The following is a 14,932-nucleotide window of genomic DNA, read 5'->3' on the forward strand; positions in this document are numbered from 1 at the left end:
GCCCTGTCCGGGGATGATCCAATAACCTATGGGAGACAATTCATGAGCGATATTAAAAAATCAGGCTTGTCGCGCCGCGGCCTACTCAAGGCCGGTGCTGTTGGCGGCTTGGTTGCCGCAACGCCAAGCTTCTTTATAAAGAACGCCTGGGCCGAAGAGTTCCGTAACAATCCTGAGAATTCTGGCGAGCTGAAATTAGGCTTTAACGTACCGCAGTCCGGGCCTTATGCCGATGAGGGGGCCGACGAGCTGCGCGCCTATATGCTGGCTGTGAAGCATCTGAACGGCGAGGGGGACGGCGGTATGCTGAATACCTTCAAGCCGTCGATGCTCACGGGCAAGGGCGTTCTAGGCAAAAAAGTGACCTATTCAACGGGTGACACTCAAACGAAATCCGACGCTGCGCGGGCCTCCGCAAAGCGGATGATTGAAAAGGACGGCGTTTTGATGGTTACTGGCGGTTCGTCCTCCGGCGTTGCCGTCGCCGTTCAGTCACTTTGTCAGGAGCAGGGCATTATCTTCATGGCTGGCCTGACCCATTCCAATGATACAACGGGTAAGGACAAGCGTCGCTATGGTTTCCGGCATTTCTTCAATGCCTATATGTCCGGTGCGGCACTGGCGCCTGTGTTGAACAAGGAATATGGCGGCGATCGCCGGGCCTATCACCTGACGGCTGACTATACATGGGGCTGGACCCAGGAAGAGTCGATCAAGAACTCTACTGAGGCGCTTGGCTGGGAAACAGTGAACACAGTGAAGACACCGGTTGGTGCTGGCGACTTCTCCCAGTATATTACACCGGTTCTGAATTCCGGCGCAGATGTGTTGATCCTGAACCACTATGGTAAGGACATGATCAACTCGCTTAGTCAGGCGGTCCAGTTCGGTCTGCGTGACAAGCAGGTCAATGGCAAAAATTTCGAGATTGTTGTTCCGCTCTTCTCGCGTCTGATGGCGCAAGGTGCGGGTGATGCGATCAAGGGAATTCTTGGCACAACCAACTGGAACTGGTCGCTGCAGGATGAAGGCTCGCAAGCCTTCGTTCAATCCTTCGGCGCAGAATATGGTGCGCCGCCTTCAATGGCCGCTCATACCTGTTACGTGCAAACGTTGCTTTATGCGAATGCTTGTGAAATGGCCGGAACATTCTATCCCCCGGAAGTGATCAAGCAGCTGGAAGGCTTTAACTTTGACGGTATGGGTAATGGTCCGACACTTTACCGTGCAGAGGATCATCAGTGCTTCAAGGATGTCCTTGTGGTGCGGGGTAATGACAACCCGAGCAGTCAATTTGATCTTCTGAAAGTGGTTGACGTTACGCCACGTGCGCAGGTTGAGTATGACTGGACAATTTTCGGTGGTGAATTGGGGCCATACGAAGTAAAAATGTAGTCCAACTTAAAACCATGGGCTGGCGCATGGTGAAATGCGCCAGCCTGTAATTTTCTGGACGGTGTTCTAAGTCGTTTAAAAAGGCGGCGCTGGGTTATTCGGGGTAGATTTCATGGATGCCATTTTTATTCAAATACTCAATGGCCTTGATAAGGGAGCAGCTTATGCTCTGATTGCATTGGGACTGACCCTGGTGTTTGGAACGCTGGGGATTGTGAATTTCGCGCATGGGGCCTTATTCATGCTCGGCGCCTTCTGCGCGGTGACCTTTCAAAAGCTCGTTACACTTTCAGTCAAGGTTCGCGACGAAGGGGTAACTGCCTTTGCCGCCTACAAAGAGCAGCCTTATCTCGAAACCTGGTTCGGTGATACCGGCCGGATGATTATTGACTATTCGGTTCCGCTGTCCATTTTGCTGGCCATTCCTTTCATGTTGCTGGTTGGCTATGTGATGGAACGGGGCCTAATCAAACATTTTTACAAGCGCCCGCATGCAGAGCAAATTCTCGTGACATTCGGCCTTGCCATCGTCATACAGGAAATTATCAAGGCGTATTTCGGCGCCAACCCGATCCCCCAGCCTGCGCCGGAAATTCTTGCCGGCAGCGCGGACGTCGGGTCCTGGGTCGGGCTTGGAAACAATCTTGTATATCCGTGGTGGCGCCTTGTTTATCTTTGCTTCTCCGGCATTGTCATATTTGCGGTTTTCGCCTTTTTACAGTTTACGACCTACGGCATGGTCGTTCGTGCCGGGATGCGTGATCGTGAGACCGTTGGCTTGCTGGGAATCAATATCGAGAGGCGGTTCACGGTGGTTTTTGCGATTGCCGCCATTGTCGCAGGTGTCGCAGGGGTGATGTACACGCCGATATTACCCCCGGATTATCATTTGGGGATGGATTTTCTTGTACTCTCCTTCGTCGTCGTTGTGGTTGGTGGTATGGGCTCCCTTGGTGGTGCTGTGCTGGCCGGGTTCCTGCTTGGGATCGTACAATCCTTCGCGTCCATGAACGAAGTGAAGGATATTTTCCCGGGCATTGACCAGATTATTCTCTATCTCGTTGCTGTTGTAATCTTGCTGGTTCTGCCGCGTGGCCTGATGGGCCGGGCTGGAGTGATGGATGACTGATATGAAAAAGCCATTCTTTAATGATACTCTCCTCGTAATTGTTTTTGCGGTCGCTATTCTGGCGATGCCTATCTGGCTGGACCCTATTGGCGGCAACTACCCGGACCTTCTTCAGAAGTTTGCGATCTATGGCATTTTTGCTATCGGGTTCAATATTCTCTTCGGTTTGACAGGCTATCTATCCTTTGGTCATGCCGCCTTTCTCGGTGTCGGTTCCTACGCGGCAGTATGGTCGTTCAAGCTGTTGACGATGAATGTTATTCCAGCCGTGATCTTCGGTGTGCTTTTTGCCGGGCTGCTGGCGGCGGCTATCGGGTTTTTGAGTTTGCGGCGATCAGGAATTTATTTTTCCATTCTAACTCTGGCCTTTGCGCAAATGTCATACAATCTCGCCTATTCCGTTTTGACACCCATCACTAACGGTGAAACTGGATTGCAGCTGTCGCGTTCCGATCCGCGCATACTTGACAACATGTTTTCGGATGGGCCGACCGCATTGGGCTTGCCAAGCACGGACCTGTTCGGAGAAACCATGAGCGGCTATCCAGGATTCTATTTCTGTGCCGTGCTACTGATTATATGTTTCTTCTTATCGCTCAGGATATTTCGATCACCTTTCGGGTTGATGCTGAAAGGGATCAAATCGAACCAGAACCGGATGAAATATACTGGCCTCAACACCAGGCCCTATATGCTTACGGCGTTCATTATCTCAGGCATGTACGCCGGACTGGCGGGTAGTCTGCTTGCGGTGACAGATCCGCTGGCTGGTGCCGAGCGCATGCAGTGGACTGCCTCTGGTGAGGTGGTTCTGATGACAATTCTCGGCGGTGCGGGCACCCTCGTCGGCCCGATGCTGGGCGCAGGTATCATCAAATATTTTGAGAATATCTTCTCGTCTTTCGATAATAATGTTCTTGAACAAGCGTTCTCTTTCATGCCTGAAGCGGTCGTTGACTTTATGGTTCCGGTCGTTGGGCTATTTGTCGGCAGCGGATGGCACCTTACGCTGGGATTGTTGTTCATGATCATCGTGATCTTCCTGCCAGGCGGGCTGGTTGAAGGTTTCCGCCGTATTTACAATTATATCAAGACGCGTGGAAATACTAAATCGCAGACGGTTGAAGCGCATAATCAGGCAGGCGAGTAGAGGGTAAATTATGAGCGATCTCGTTCTTCATCTTGATAATATTAACAAGAGCTTTGGTGGCCTTAGCGCTCTTTCCGACGTCAATCTGAGCGTCGAGGAAGGGACGACACATGCGATTATCGGCCCAAACGGCGCCGGTAAATCGACATTGCTGAATGTGTGCATTGGTCGCCTCAAGCCCGATACCGGAAAAGTGATCTTTGCCGGCTCTGAATTGACGGGGAGGCCACCGCATGAAATTGCCCAGCTCGGCGTTGCGCGGGTTTTTCAGACCCCTGAGATTTTTCAGGAGATGTCCTTGCTTGAGAATGTCATGATACCCGCCTTTTCGCATCGGGACGGGGCCTTCCGATTTAATGCAAATAAGCTGTTGAGCCGACAGTCGGAGCTTCGCGATGAAGCGGAACATATCCTCGAGGATGTGGGTCTTAAAGACATGATGATGACGGAAGCCGGTAGTCTTAGCCGCGGTGATAAACGACGGCTGGAACTCGGGATGTGTCTGATCTTGCGTCCGCGCCTGCTGCTCCTGGATGAACCCACGGCGGGTATGGCACGCCATGACACCAACCAAACGATTGAACTTTTAAAGAAGATCAAGTCACGGGGAATGACAAAAGTGATTATTGAACATGATATGCATGTTGTGTTCAGTCTTGCCGACAAGGTTAGTGTGCTTGCCCGCGGCCAGATTATCGCAGGTGGGGATCCGCAGAGCGTTCGGGAGGACCCAAAAGTTAAGGAAGCCTATCTGGGAGGGGCCCATTAATGTCTGAATCTTCTGAAAAGAGGCCCTATTTCAGCGTCAAGGATATCCACGCTTATTATGGCGAATCCTATATTGTTCAGGGCGTCTCCTTTGATGTTGAGGAAGGGGATATTGTTGCACTGTTAGGGCGTAATGGTGCGGGCAAGACGTCGACTTTGCGAGCGCTTGCCCGAGTTGACAGCCCGAATTTGAAGCGTGGTGAAATATATCTGAATGGTATGCCGGTTCACCCGCTCAAGGCGTATCAAGCAGCGAGTGAAGGTATTCAGCTTGTGCCTGAGGATCGCCGGATCATCGGCGGGTTAACAGTTGAGGAGAATCTCGTCCTTGCCCAGGTAGCAGAGCCAAAAGGCTGGGAGATCGAACGAATATATGATCATTTCCCACGTCTTGGTGAACGGCGCAATCAGGATGCAATCACCATGTCCGGCGGGGAGCAGCAGATGCTTGCGGTTGCCCGGGCACTTGCTAGAGATGTGAAACTCCTTTTCCTCGACGAGCCTTATGAAGGTCTGGCGCCGGTAATCGTTCAGGAGATCGAGAAAATACTCCTGGAAATCAAGAAACTTGGAATTACAACAATCATTGTTGAGCAAAATGCGATCGCGGCATTGAAGCTTGCAGACAAGGCGTTGATCCTCGATATGGGACAAATTGCCTTTCGCGGCACGGCTCAGCAAGTGCTTGATGATCAGGAATTACGCCACGAATATTTGGCGATCTGAGTGCGCTAAGATAAGTGAATTCTATTATTTTGATCGCATTTGGCTGGCGACAGGCGTTTAAATATCCTATTGATTGTTGATTAGCACGACGACAAAGACAAACATTGGGTGAAAGGACTTAGAAGAATGTCTGCAAAGGATCTATATCCCGTACCGGAAGAACTGGCAAAAACGGCGTGGGCCGATAAGACGAGCTATCAGGCGATGTATCGCGCGTCAATCGAGGATCCCGAGGCTTTTTGGGGAGAGCACGGTAAACGAATTGACTGGATCAAGCCTTATACGGAAGTCAAGGATGTTTCCTATGACAAAGATGATTTGCACATTCGTTGGTTCCATGATGGAACACTCAATGTTAGCTATAATTGCCTTGATCGGCACCTGGAAACCCGCGGCGACAGCACGGCGATAATATGGGAAGGGGACGATCCGAACGACGATAAAACCCTGACATATCGCGAATTGCATGCCGAGGTATGTAAATTCTCAAATGTATTGAAGGCGCAGGGAATCAAGAAAGGGGACCGTGTAACCCTTTATATGCCAATGGTCGTGGAGGCAGCTGTTGCCATGCTGGCGTGCACCCGCATTGGTGCCATTCATTCGATTGTGTTCGGAGGTTTTTCTCCGGACGCACTGGCAGGCCGTATACAGGACTGCAAATCAAACTGCATCATTACTGCAGATGAAGGTGTTCGGGGCGGTAAACCGATTCCTCTAAAGGCCAATACGGACAAAGCGCTGGAAGCTTGTCCCGATTGCACCACCTGTATTGTTGTTGAGCGCACGGGCGCAAAGACAGGCTGGGTTGAAGGCCGGGATGTCTGGTACCACGAAGAAATGGCCAAGGTTGATGCAGACTGCCCACCGGAAGAAATGAACGCCGAAGACCCGCTTTTTATCCTGTATACCTCCGGTTCTACAGGACAGCCAAAAGGCGTCTTGCATACGACGGGTGGATACATCGTTTATGCGGCGATGACGCATCGTTATGTATTCGACTATCACGATGGCGATATTTACTGGTGTACAGCAGATGTCGGCTGGGTAACGGGGCATAGTTATATTATATATGGGCCGCTCGCAAATGGAGCGACAACCCTTATGTTCGAAGGGGTGCCGAACTATCCGACTGTCTCACGTTTCTGGGAGGTGTGTGACAAGCATCAGGTCAATATTTTCTATACAGCACCGACGGCAATCCGCGCGCTGATGCGTGATGGGGATGAGCCGGTTAAAAAGACATCCCGTAAATCGCTTCGCCTGCTGGGCTCGGTCGGAGAGCCGATTAACCCGGAAGCCTGGCGATGGTATTATGATGTCGTTGGCGAAGGGCGCTGCCCGATCGTTGATACATGGTGGCAGACGGAAACCGGCGGTATCCTGATTTCGCCATTGCCGGGCGCCACAGCATTGAAGCCGGGTTCGGCAACTCTTCCATTCTTTGGAATTGACCCTGTTATGGTGGACACCGAAGGCAAGGTGCTCGAAGGGGCTTGCGAAGGGGTCCTTTGCATCAAGGATAGCTGGCCGGGCCAGATGCGGACAGTTTATGGTGATCATGAGCGGTTTATCCAGACCTATTTTTCTAACTTTCCCGGCCGGTACTTCACGGGCGATGGCGCCCGTCGGGATGAGGATGGGTATTATTGGATTACCGGACGGGTAGACGATGTGATCAATGTGTCAGGGCATCGCATGGGGACAGCGGAAGTCGAAAGTGCGCTGGTCGCCCATGACCTTGTGGCTGAAGCCGCTGTCGTGGGATATCCCCATGATATCAAGGGGCAGGGAATATATGCCTATGTGACGTTAACATCCGGCGTTGAACCCACGGAAGAATTACGGGCCGAGCTTTCGAAATGGGTGCGGCAGGAAATCGGTCCAATCGCGACGCCGGACTTGATCCAATGGGCGCCGGGACTACCAAAGACACGGTCCGGCAAGATAATGCGCCGGATATTGCGGAAAGTTGCGGAAAATGACTACGGAAGTCTGGGCGATACCTCAACATTGGCCGAACCTGCTGTCGTCGATGATCTTATCTCAAACCGAATGAACAGGTGATGCGCGCTGTCATTACTTGCTGATAGACATTGACCGATGACAATATCCGGATGAATGGGGTATGATTGACGTTCAGGAAGCTGAAGGGCTGGACAACTGATATAAAAGTGCTTGATGAAGAGCCGGATATTATCGTTGACCTCAGGACCTTTGGCGAAGTGAGGGAGCGTACGTCAATATGTCACATACGGTACTGGTCGTGGAGGACGAACCTAATATCGTCCTTTCACTACAGTTTATTTTGAGGCAGGCCGGTTTTACCGTGCGCGTAGCGCGAGATGGCGATCAGGCGTTGCGGGCGATAGATGACTATGTACCCAATCTGGTGATACTGGACATCATGTTGCCCAAACAGGATGGTTTCTCGGTATGCGAGGCGATCCGGGCCAACGCCGCCTGCCGGAACGTGAAAATTATCATGCTGTCGGCCAAAAGCCGAGAGGCCGATAAGGAACGGGCTCTTGCGCTTGGTGCGGACGAATTTGTTACCAAGCCTTTTTCTACCCGGGCACTTGGTAAAATGGTTAAGGATATCGTTGCGCCGAAAAAGCCGGCACATCAGGCGAAATAAACCTGAAACGGTAGGATGCTAACAGATGACACGGACATGAACGGATGATTAGGACCGGGCGCAAAAAGGAATGGTCAATCCTGTTGTTCGTTGTTTGCCTGATAGCCTTCGTGCCCCCAGTAATTTCTCTATTTGATGTACCGACCTTAACCTTTGGAATTCCGATTAGCTATCTGTACATGTTCGGTATATGGGCGGCTGTCATTGCCATGACCGCCCTTGGTGCAAGACGTGGGACTGAGAAAGCAGTCGCTTTACCTGGGGCTGGTCGCGACAGAGGCAACTCTGGTGGCGAGCGAGGAAATGAATAATGTCCGGTGGTATCGTCCTCACGGTTTCGTTCCTTTATCTCGGTCTGTTGTTTGCTATCGCCCAGTTTGTGGACTCGCGAGCTGAAAAAGGCCGGCCTCTTACTAGAAACCCCTACATATACACTCTTTCAATAGCAGTATTCTGCACCTCCTGGACATTCTACGGTAGCGTTGGATTAGCGGCGACGCGGGGCCTCGATTTTCTGCCTATTTATCTTGGGCCGACGCTTGTCTTCGTGCTCTGGTCGATTGTCTGGGTCAAGATTGTCCGGATATGCAAGGTTCATCGCATCACGTCCATTGCCGACTTCATTGCATCGCGCTATGGCAAGCAGGCGAAGTTGGGCGGTCTGGTGACAATCATTGCCGTGGTGGGAACAACCCCTTATATATCCCTCCAGCTTAAATCGATTGCGACCAGTTTTCGCATCCTTGTCAGTTCGTCGGAGACCGCGTTGCTGCACGCGCCGAGCGAACCCATATTCTTCATTGATACAACTCTCATTGTCGCAATTGCTCTCGCGCTTTTTGCCATTCTTTTCGGGACCCGCCATATCGATGCGAGTGAGCATCATGAGGGTCTTGTAGCTGCTATCGCCTTTGAGTCTGTGGTTAAGTTGGTCTCCTTTCTTGCTGTCGGCTTTTTTGTGACCTACGGCCTTTTTAACGGTTTCTCCGATCTTTTCACGACGGCAGCGGAGAGCGGTCTGAGCGAGCTTTTTACCGTATCGAGTGATAATGATTACAGCGTCTGGATGACCATGACAATTTTGTCTATGGCCGCAATTATTTGTCTGCCGCGACAGTTTTATATTACCGCCGTGGAAAACCCGGACGAATCCTTTTTGCGCAAGGCAACCTGGTTGTTCCCACTTTATCTGCTGGTCATTAACATCTTCGTCTTACCAATCGCGCTTGCGGGCCGTTTGTCATTTGGCGGGGCGTCGGCCGATGCAGATATGTTCATGCTCACCGTCCCGCTTTTTCACGACCAAGCTTTTCTTGCGCTCATCGCTTTTGTCGGCGGGCTATCTGCAGCAACATCCATGGTGATTGTGGCGGCAATTGCCTTGAGTACAATGGTATGTAATGACCTCATTATGCCACTTCTCCTTCGCTGGAAGGGACTTAATATTAACAAGAATGACGACCTGACCGGTCTTTTGCTGACGATCAGGCGGGTCAGCATTCTGTTGATATTGATCCTGGGATATGTCTATTACCTGATCGCGAGCGAGTCCTATTCACTCGTAACCATTGGGCTTGTCTCTTTTGCAGCGGCGGCGCAGTTTGCACCAGCCATCATTGGCGGCATCTTTTGGAAGGGGGCGTCCTACCGGGGGGCTTTGATGGGCCTTGCTCTTGGTTTTTTGGCCTGGCTCTATACTCTTTTGCTGCCGTCTTTCGCGCAGTCCGGCTGGCTTCCGCTCAGCTTTATTACAGAGGGGCCATATGGGATTGATTTGCTCAAACCTTATGCCCTATTCGGAATGGACGGGTTCGACCGTCTCACCCACGCCCTGTTCTGGAGCATGCTGCTCAATATTGGCGCCTATTGGGTGGTATCCCTGTTGTCGCAACAGACGGCAATCGAGCGTATTCAGGGCACGCTTTTTGTGGATGTTTTTGGGCATACAGACGACGAGCGGGACAGCCGGTACTGGCGCGGCTCGGCAACTGTGGCTGACCTGCAGCAACTCGTTGGCCGCTTTGTTGGTGTACAGCGCGCCGCGCAGGCATTCTCGGATTTTGCCGCTGATCGCGATATCAATCTACGGAAAAGTCAGACGGCAGACGCGGCACTTCTTGACTTTGCGGAGAAAATGCTCGCTGGCGCTATCGGCTCGGCAACGGCGAGGGTGATGGTCGGGTCGGTGGTCAAAGGGGAGATTGTCGGCCTTGAAGAAGTGTATCGCATTCTGGATGAAACCAGTCAGGTCATAGAATACAGCCACCGACTGGAGCAAAAATCAGCAGAGTTGGAACGTGCAACGGCGCAGCTCAGGAATGCCAACGAGCGTCTGCAGGAGCTGGATTCCCTGAAAGATCACTTCCTCTCTATGGTTAGTCACGAGCTTCGCACGCCGCTTACCTCGCTTCGTGCTTTTGGTGAAATTCTTGTCGATAACCCGGAGGTCTCACCTGAAGAAAGAACGCAATTTCTGAATGTTATTATCAAGGAAAGCTCCCGTTTGACGCGGTTGATTGACCAACTTCTTGATCTCGCCCGGATGGAGGCAGGACAGATGGATTGGTCCCTCAATACTGTTGATATGGAGGCGACACTACACGAGGCGATGGCGGCCCTCGCCGGGTTGATCAAGGAAAATGATGTCATTGTGGATGTGAATATCCCGGATCACCTGCCTAAGGTGCGCGCAGATCGGGATCAATTGATACAGGTCATCATCAACCTCGTCTCAAATGCCATAAAATTCTGTGACAAATCAAACGGGCGTATTGATGTCGCTGTATCTGTCGCCGATAACATGCTGGAAGTCAGCGTGTCCGATAATGGCAAGGGTATTCCGGAAAACATGAGCATGCGGATTTTTGAAAAATTCCATCAGTCTCTTGATCGGGACGAGGACAAGCCGCAAGGTTCCGGATTGGGACTGGCTATCTGTCGAGAGATTGTCACTTTTCATGGCGGGCAGGTCTGGGTTGTCAACAAGCCGGAGGGAGGAGCAGTATTTTCCTTTACCGTTCCACGTGCCGATCGTCTGGAAGCACGGCTTTCCGCAGAATAACAACCAATCAGAAAAGCGCCCGATAGATCATTATCACACCTATCAAAGCGACAAGCGTCAGGACGAATTTCTTAAAGGTGGCTTGCGGGATATGGCCGCGGACTTTGGTGCCAGCCCACATACCCGCAAAAAGTGGGACTAAACCGATAACACTGTAAGCGATCTCAGTGGGCTTGAGAAAGTCCATGCTTTGGAGGCTGAGCAACAGGAAGATGCTTCCTCCAAACAGCATGACGCTCACGGCGGAAACGAAATCATCCTTTTCAAGTCCGAGGGCGATGAAGAAAAAAACCGGCAAAGTGCCGTAAAGGGTTGTGATGCCGCCGATTATTCCGGCAGCCAGGCCAATGAGGGGGCCGTACAAATTCTCCCTCGACCCCAGGAAAGAAAAGGATATACCGGTAATTTCGAGTGTGGCGATAAACATCAGGAAGATACCGACCGCGATCAGTAAATATTGCGTTTCCACGGCAGACAGCATGAAGACACCGATTGGCAGGCCGGTAAACAATCCCAGAAACAGGCGCCAATGGCGGATGATAACGGATTTAATCCGGCCAGAGATCATCATCTGGACGAAATTGGTAATGACCATGGGGATGGTCATGATCGAGACAGCGGAAGGCAGTGACATAAACAGGACGATAGGCGGGACGGCGATCGTGGGGAGACCAAAGGCGGCAATTCCCTTGACAAATCCGCCGAGGGCAAAGGCGACACAGACAATCAGCAAATTGAAAAGATTGAATTCAGGAAGATATTGCGCGATCATGACATGGACTGCATTGAGAAATAAAAAAACGTCTTTCCGGAACAGGACGACCCGGACAGCCAAGCAGGACTATGGACCAGAAAAATGCTTTGCAGCAAACAAATAAATTACAAGTTAGAAGAAGTCTTAGCTGAGAACCGGAGTATTTTATGAAAGCCTGGGTCATTAACGGGGAGCAAGGTATTGAAAGCCTTGAACTGGTAGAGCGGGAAGTGCCAAAGCCGGGACCCGGAGAGATACTGGTGCGGCTTTGGGCCAATTCCATTAATTACCGTGATCTCTCGACAATTAAGAGTGTCCGGGCACGCGGTATTCTGGAGCCGCGCATCCCGAATTCTGATGGTGCCGGCATTGTTGAAGACATAGGCGACGGAGTTACTGCATTTAAAAAAGGCAACCGCGTTGTAGGCACCTTTTTCCAGGACTGGACCAGCGGACCTATTCATGATGACGCAATGGCCAGCGCCCTCGGCGGTGCGATCGACGGGCTCTTGTGTGAATATGCGATCCTGAATGAGAGCGGCGCCCTGCCAATTCCAGACAATCTGTCATTTGAGGAGGCAGCCACACTGCCGTGCGCAGGACTTACCGCCTGGAATTGCCTGATTGAGGCGGGGCAAGCGCGAGCTGGACAGACTGCGTTACTTTTAGGGACCGGCGGTGTTTCCATCTTTGCGCAGCAACTTGCCAGAGCTTCGGGCATTCGGACTATTCTAACCTCAAGCAGCGAGGAGAAGCTTGATAGAGCAAAAGCGCTCGGCGCAAAAGACGTCATCAATTACAGGGAGCATCCGGACTGGGAAAAGAAAGTTATGGAGATGACGGATGGGCGCGGTGTTGATCTCGTCGTAGAAGTTGGCGGTGCGGGAACCCTTGAAAAATCCATTGCTGCGGTACGGCTGGGCGGTCGCATATCCCTCGTCGGTGTGCTGACCGGCGGGCAGATTGACCCGACATCCATCATGCGGAAATCTATTACGCTACAGGGGATTTATGTCGGGCCTCGTGATATGTTTGCGCGGTTGAACGCGGCGCTCTCGCACAATGATATTCATCCTGTTATTGATGCGACCGTCGATTTTCAGGATGCGAAGGAGGCCTATCGCATGATGGAGCGAGCGGGCCATTTCGGAAAGATCGTGATAAAAATCTAGACAACAAATATGCGCGGGGAATGAGCATGAAGTTATTGAGGTACGGCCCTTCGGGGAGAGAAAAGCCAGGGTTGATGGATACGGAGGGCAAAATCCGTGATCTCGGTGATATCATCTCAGATATCGCTGGTGATGTGCTGACAGATGCGGGAATTGCGAAACTTCGCGATCTGGATGCGACATCCTTGCCGCTGGTGGAGGGGGAGCCCCGGATTGGACCCTGTGTTGGCGGAGTTGGGAAGTTTGTGTGTATCGGGCTTAACTACTCCGATCATGCTGCAGAAGCAGGCCAGCCGGTACCGACGGAGCCCATAGTTTTCATGAAGGCGACGTCTGCCATTTGTGGTCCCAATGACAATGTTGAAATACCGCGCGGCTCGGTGAAAACTGACTGGGAAGTTGAGCTCGGCGTCGTTATCGGCAAGCGCGCAAAGTATATCAGCGAGTCAGAGGCGCTGGATCACGTTGCGGGCTATTGTATCGTGAATGATATTTCTGAACGGGAATTCCAGTCAGAAAGGTTGGGTCAATGGACCAAGGGAAAAAGCCACGACAGCTTTGGCCCAATCGGTCCCTGGCTGGTGACACGTGATGACGTGCCGGACCCTCAAAAGCTTGATTTATGGCTCGAAGTTGATGGTGTGCGACGACAGGACGGAAATACGGATACGATGATCTTCGGTGTTGCTAAAATCATTTCGTATCTCAGCCATTTCATGACCCTCGATATTGGTGATGTGATCTCGACCGGGACGCCTCCTGGTGTCGGCATGGGACAGAAGCCAGCCCCCATATTCCTCAAGCCAGGCCAGATCATGAAACTGGGTGTTGATGGGCTGGGCGAACAGGAGCAAACCACTGTTCAGGCATAGTCAAACTAGCAACAAAAGGAATAGATACCGTGACACCCGTTCAAAATCCCGAAAGCGCCGGTTTCAACAAAATGCGTCTTGAGTATATCACGGACTGGATGAACCGGTATGTGGACGGCGGCAAGCTTGCGGGCGCCCAAACGGTCGTTTCGCGTGGCGGTAATGTCGTCTATTCGAAATCTGTGGGACAGGCTGACCGGGAAAGGAACATTCCCTGGAAGAATGATACCATGGCGCGCTTCTATTCCATGACTAAACCGATCACCTCTGTCGCCTTGATGATGCTTTATGAACGGGGATTGTTTCATCTGGATGATCCGGTGGAAGACTTCATTCCCGCATTCAAGGATATGCAGGTTCTTCGGCCACAGGCCCGGAGCGTCGACGATACGGAACCGGCAACCAGCAAAATGACCATTCATAACCTTCTCACCCACATGTCCGGTATGACCTATGGTTTTAATGAAGGCGTGCTCGGAACGCATTACAATGATGCCAGGATGGACTTTGGACCAACACGCGGTAGTCTTGAAAGCCAGATTGAAAAGCTCGCTTCCATGCCTCTTCTGTTCAATCCGGGCACGCGCTGGAACTACGGGGTGTCGACGGATGTGGTCGGACGATTGGTAGAAATTATTTCCGGGCAGGATCTTAGAGCTTACTTTCACCAAAACATATTCGAACCTCTCGGTATGGTTGACACGGATTTCGGCGTACCAGCAGCCAAAATCGATCGCTACAGCTCGGCCTATGGGGTTGATGACGCGGGCGGATCCATAGTTATGGATGACCGAACGAAAAGCGCGTTCCAACAGGAGAAAGTAGTTTGCTATTCCGGTGGGGGCGGACTGATTTCAACAGCTCCGGACTATCTTAAGTTCGCGGAGATGATCCGCAAACTGGGAGAGTATGACGGCGGAAACCTGCTGGGATCGCGAACGGTTGATTTCATGACGCAAAACCATCTCGATGGGGATCTTGCAGAATATGGCCAGCCGGTTTTCTCTGAAGTTTCCTTTGTCGGCGTCGGTTTCGGCCTCGGCGGCTGGGTCATGTTGGAACCGGCCCTGTCACAGATGATGGGGTCTCCTGGTGATTTTGGCTGGGGCGGTATGGCGAGTACGGTCTTCTGGGTTGATCCTGTTGAGGACATGACCGTCCTTTTCCTGACGCAGTTTATACCGAGCAGTCACTATCCGCTGCGCAAGGAACTTCGTTCACTCGTTTATCAGGCGTTGATCGATTAGGCCTATTTTCTGTCACGCAA

12 protein-coding genes are annotated in these 14,932 nt (G+C 51.8%); 11 read left to right on the forward strand and 1 reads right to left on the reverse strand.

Annotation, left to right across the window (positions count from 1 at the left end):
• Window positions 1–42: 42 nt before the first annotated feature.
• The 8 genes from AACZ19_RS04665 to AACZ19_RS04700 all read left to right on the forward strand — a co-directional run bounded on the left by AACZ19_RS04665 (window position 43) and on the right by AACZ19_RS04700 (window position 10,867).
• Window positions 43–1,395, forward strand: a complete 1,353-nt coding sequence (locus AACZ19_RS04665) for an ABC transporter substrate-binding protein (protein WP_339631608.1) — start codon at window positions 43–45, stop codon at window positions 1,393–1,395.
• A 112-nt stretch (window positions 1,396–1,507) separates the two neighbouring features.
• Window positions 1,508–2,524 (forward strand): branched-chain amino acid ABC transporter permease, encoded by a 1,017-nt coding sequence (locus AACZ19_RS04670; protein ID WP_339631609.1) that lies wholly within the window; start codon window positions 1,508–1,510, stop codon window positions 2,522–2,524.
• On the forward strand, window positions 2,517–3,674 hold the full coding sequence (locus AACZ19_RS04675; protein WP_339631610.1) for a branched-chain amino acid ABC transporter permease: 1,158 nt from the start codon (window positions 2,517–2,519) through the stop codon (window positions 3,672–3,674). Before AACZ19_RS04670 ends, AACZ19_RS04675 begins: the two co-directional genes overlap by 8 nt.
• Window positions 3,675–3,684: 10 nt before the next feature.
• Window positions 3,685–4,443 (forward strand): ABC transporter ATP-binding protein, encoded by a 759-nt coding sequence (locus AACZ19_RS04680; protein ID WP_339631612.1) that lies wholly within the window; start codon window positions 3,685–3,687, stop codon window positions 4,441–4,443.
• Window positions 4,443–5,168, forward strand: coding sequence for an ABC transporter ATP-binding protein (locus tag AACZ19_RS04685; protein ID WP_339631614.1), 726 nt, complete (start codon window positions 4,443–4,445; stop codon window positions 5,166–5,168). Before AACZ19_RS04680 ends, AACZ19_RS04685 begins: the two co-directional genes overlap by 1 nt.
• Before the next feature lie 126 nt (window positions 5,169–5,294).
• Window positions 5,295–7,235, forward strand: coding sequence for an acetate--CoA ligase (acs, locus tag AACZ19_RS04690; protein WP_339631616.1), 1,941 nt, complete (start codon window positions 5,295–5,297; stop codon window positions 7,233–7,235).
• A 178-nt stretch (window positions 7,236–7,413) separates the two neighbouring features.
• Entirely contained in the window at window positions 7,414–7,806 is a 393-nt protein-coding gene (locus AACZ19_RS04695) for a response regulator (protein WP_339631618.1), read from the forward strand.
• 310 nt (window positions 7,807–8,116) lie between these two features.
• Window positions 8,117–10,867, forward strand: a complete 2,751-nt coding sequence (locus tag AACZ19_RS04700) for a sensor histidine kinase (RefSeq protein WP_339631620.1) — start codon at window positions 8,117–8,119, stop codon at window positions 10,865–10,867.
• 7 nt (window positions 10,868–10,874) lie between these two features.
• On the opposite strand, the gene AACZ19_RS04705 is transcribed toward AACZ19_RS04700, so the two are convergent.
• A complete protein-coding gene (locus AACZ19_RS04705) occupies window positions 10,875–11,639 on the reverse strand; it encodes a sulfite exporter TauE/SafE family protein (RefSeq protein WP_339631622.1) in 765 nt (254 codons plus the stop codon).
• A gap of 149 nt (window positions 11,640–11,788) precedes the next feature.
• Here AACZ19_RS04705 and AACZ19_RS04710 point away from each other — a divergent pair, with 149 nt between their 5' ends.
• From AACZ19_RS04710 to AACZ19_RS04720, 3 genes are read left to right on the forward strand one after another with little or no spacing between them, the layout of a single operon-like run.
• Window positions 11,789–12,793, forward strand: a complete 1,005-nt coding sequence (locus tag AACZ19_RS04710; protein ID WP_339631627.1) for an NAD(P)-dependent alcohol dehydrogenase — start codon at window positions 11,789–11,791, stop codon at window positions 12,791–12,793.
• Between the two features lie 26 nt (window positions 12,794–12,819).
• Window positions 12,820–13,665: an ureidoglycolate lyase gene (locus tag AACZ19_RS04715; RefSeq protein ID WP_339631628.1), complete on the forward strand. Its 846-nt coding sequence runs from the start codon at window positions 12,820–12,822 to the stop codon at window positions 13,663–13,665.
• Window positions 13,666–13,694: 29 nt separating this feature from the next.
• On the forward strand, window positions 13,695–14,912 hold the full coding sequence (locus AACZ19_RS04720) for a serine hydrolase domain-containing protein (protein ID WP_339631630.1): 1,218 nt from the start codon (window positions 13,695–13,697) through the stop codon (window positions 14,910–14,912).
• Window positions 14,913–14,932 lie beyond the last annotated feature (20 nt).

Source organism: uncultured Sneathiella sp. (assembly GCF_963973085.1).
GTDB lineage: Bacteria > Pseudomonadota > Alphaproteobacteria > Sneathiellales > Sneathiellaceae > Sneathiella.

Bases quoted from the DNA above. Each gene is read 5' to 3' on its own strand.
- AACZ19_RS04665 (WP_339631608.1), top strand. From the start codon at position 43: ATGAGCGATATTAAAAAATCAGGCTTGTCGCGCCGCGGCCTACTCAAG.
- AACZ19_RS04670 (WP_339631609.1), top strand. From the start codon at position 1,508: ATGGATGCCATTTTTATTCAAATACTCAATGGCCTTGATAAGGGAGCA.
- AACZ19_RS04675 (WP_339631610.1), top strand. From the start codon at position 2,517: ATGACTGATATGAAAAAGCCATTCTTTAATGATACTCTCCTCGTAATT.
- AACZ19_RS04680 (WP_339631612.1), top strand. From the start codon at position 3,685: ATGAGCGATCTCGTTCTTCATCTTGATAATATTAACAAGAGCTTTGGT.
- AACZ19_RS04685 (WP_339631614.1), top strand. From the start codon at position 4,443: ATGTCTGAATCTTCTGAAAAGAGGCCCTATTTCAGCGTCAAGGATATC.
- acs (WP_339631616.1), top strand. From the start codon at position 5,295: ATGTCTGCAAAGGATCTATATCCCGTACCGGAAGAACTGGCAAAAACG.
- AACZ19_RS04695 (WP_339631618.1), top strand. From the start codon at position 7,414: ATGTCACATACGGTACTGGTCGTGGAGGACGAACCTAATATCGTCCTT.
- AACZ19_RS04700 (WP_339631620.1), top strand. From the start codon at position 8,117: ATGTCCGGTGGTATCGTCCTCACGGTTTCGTTCCTTTATCTCGGTCTG.
- AACZ19_RS04705 (WP_339631622.1), bottom strand. From the start codon at position 11,639: ATGATCGCGCAATATCTTCCTGAATTCAATCTTTTCAATTTGCTGATT.
- AACZ19_RS04710 (WP_339631627.1), top strand. From the start codon at position 11,789: ATGAAAGCCTGGGTCATTAACGGGGAGCAAGGTATTGAAAGCCTTGAA.
- AACZ19_RS04715 (WP_339631628.1), top strand. From the start codon at position 12,820: ATGAAGTTATTGAGGTACGGCCCTTCGGGGAGAGAAAAGCCAGGGTTG.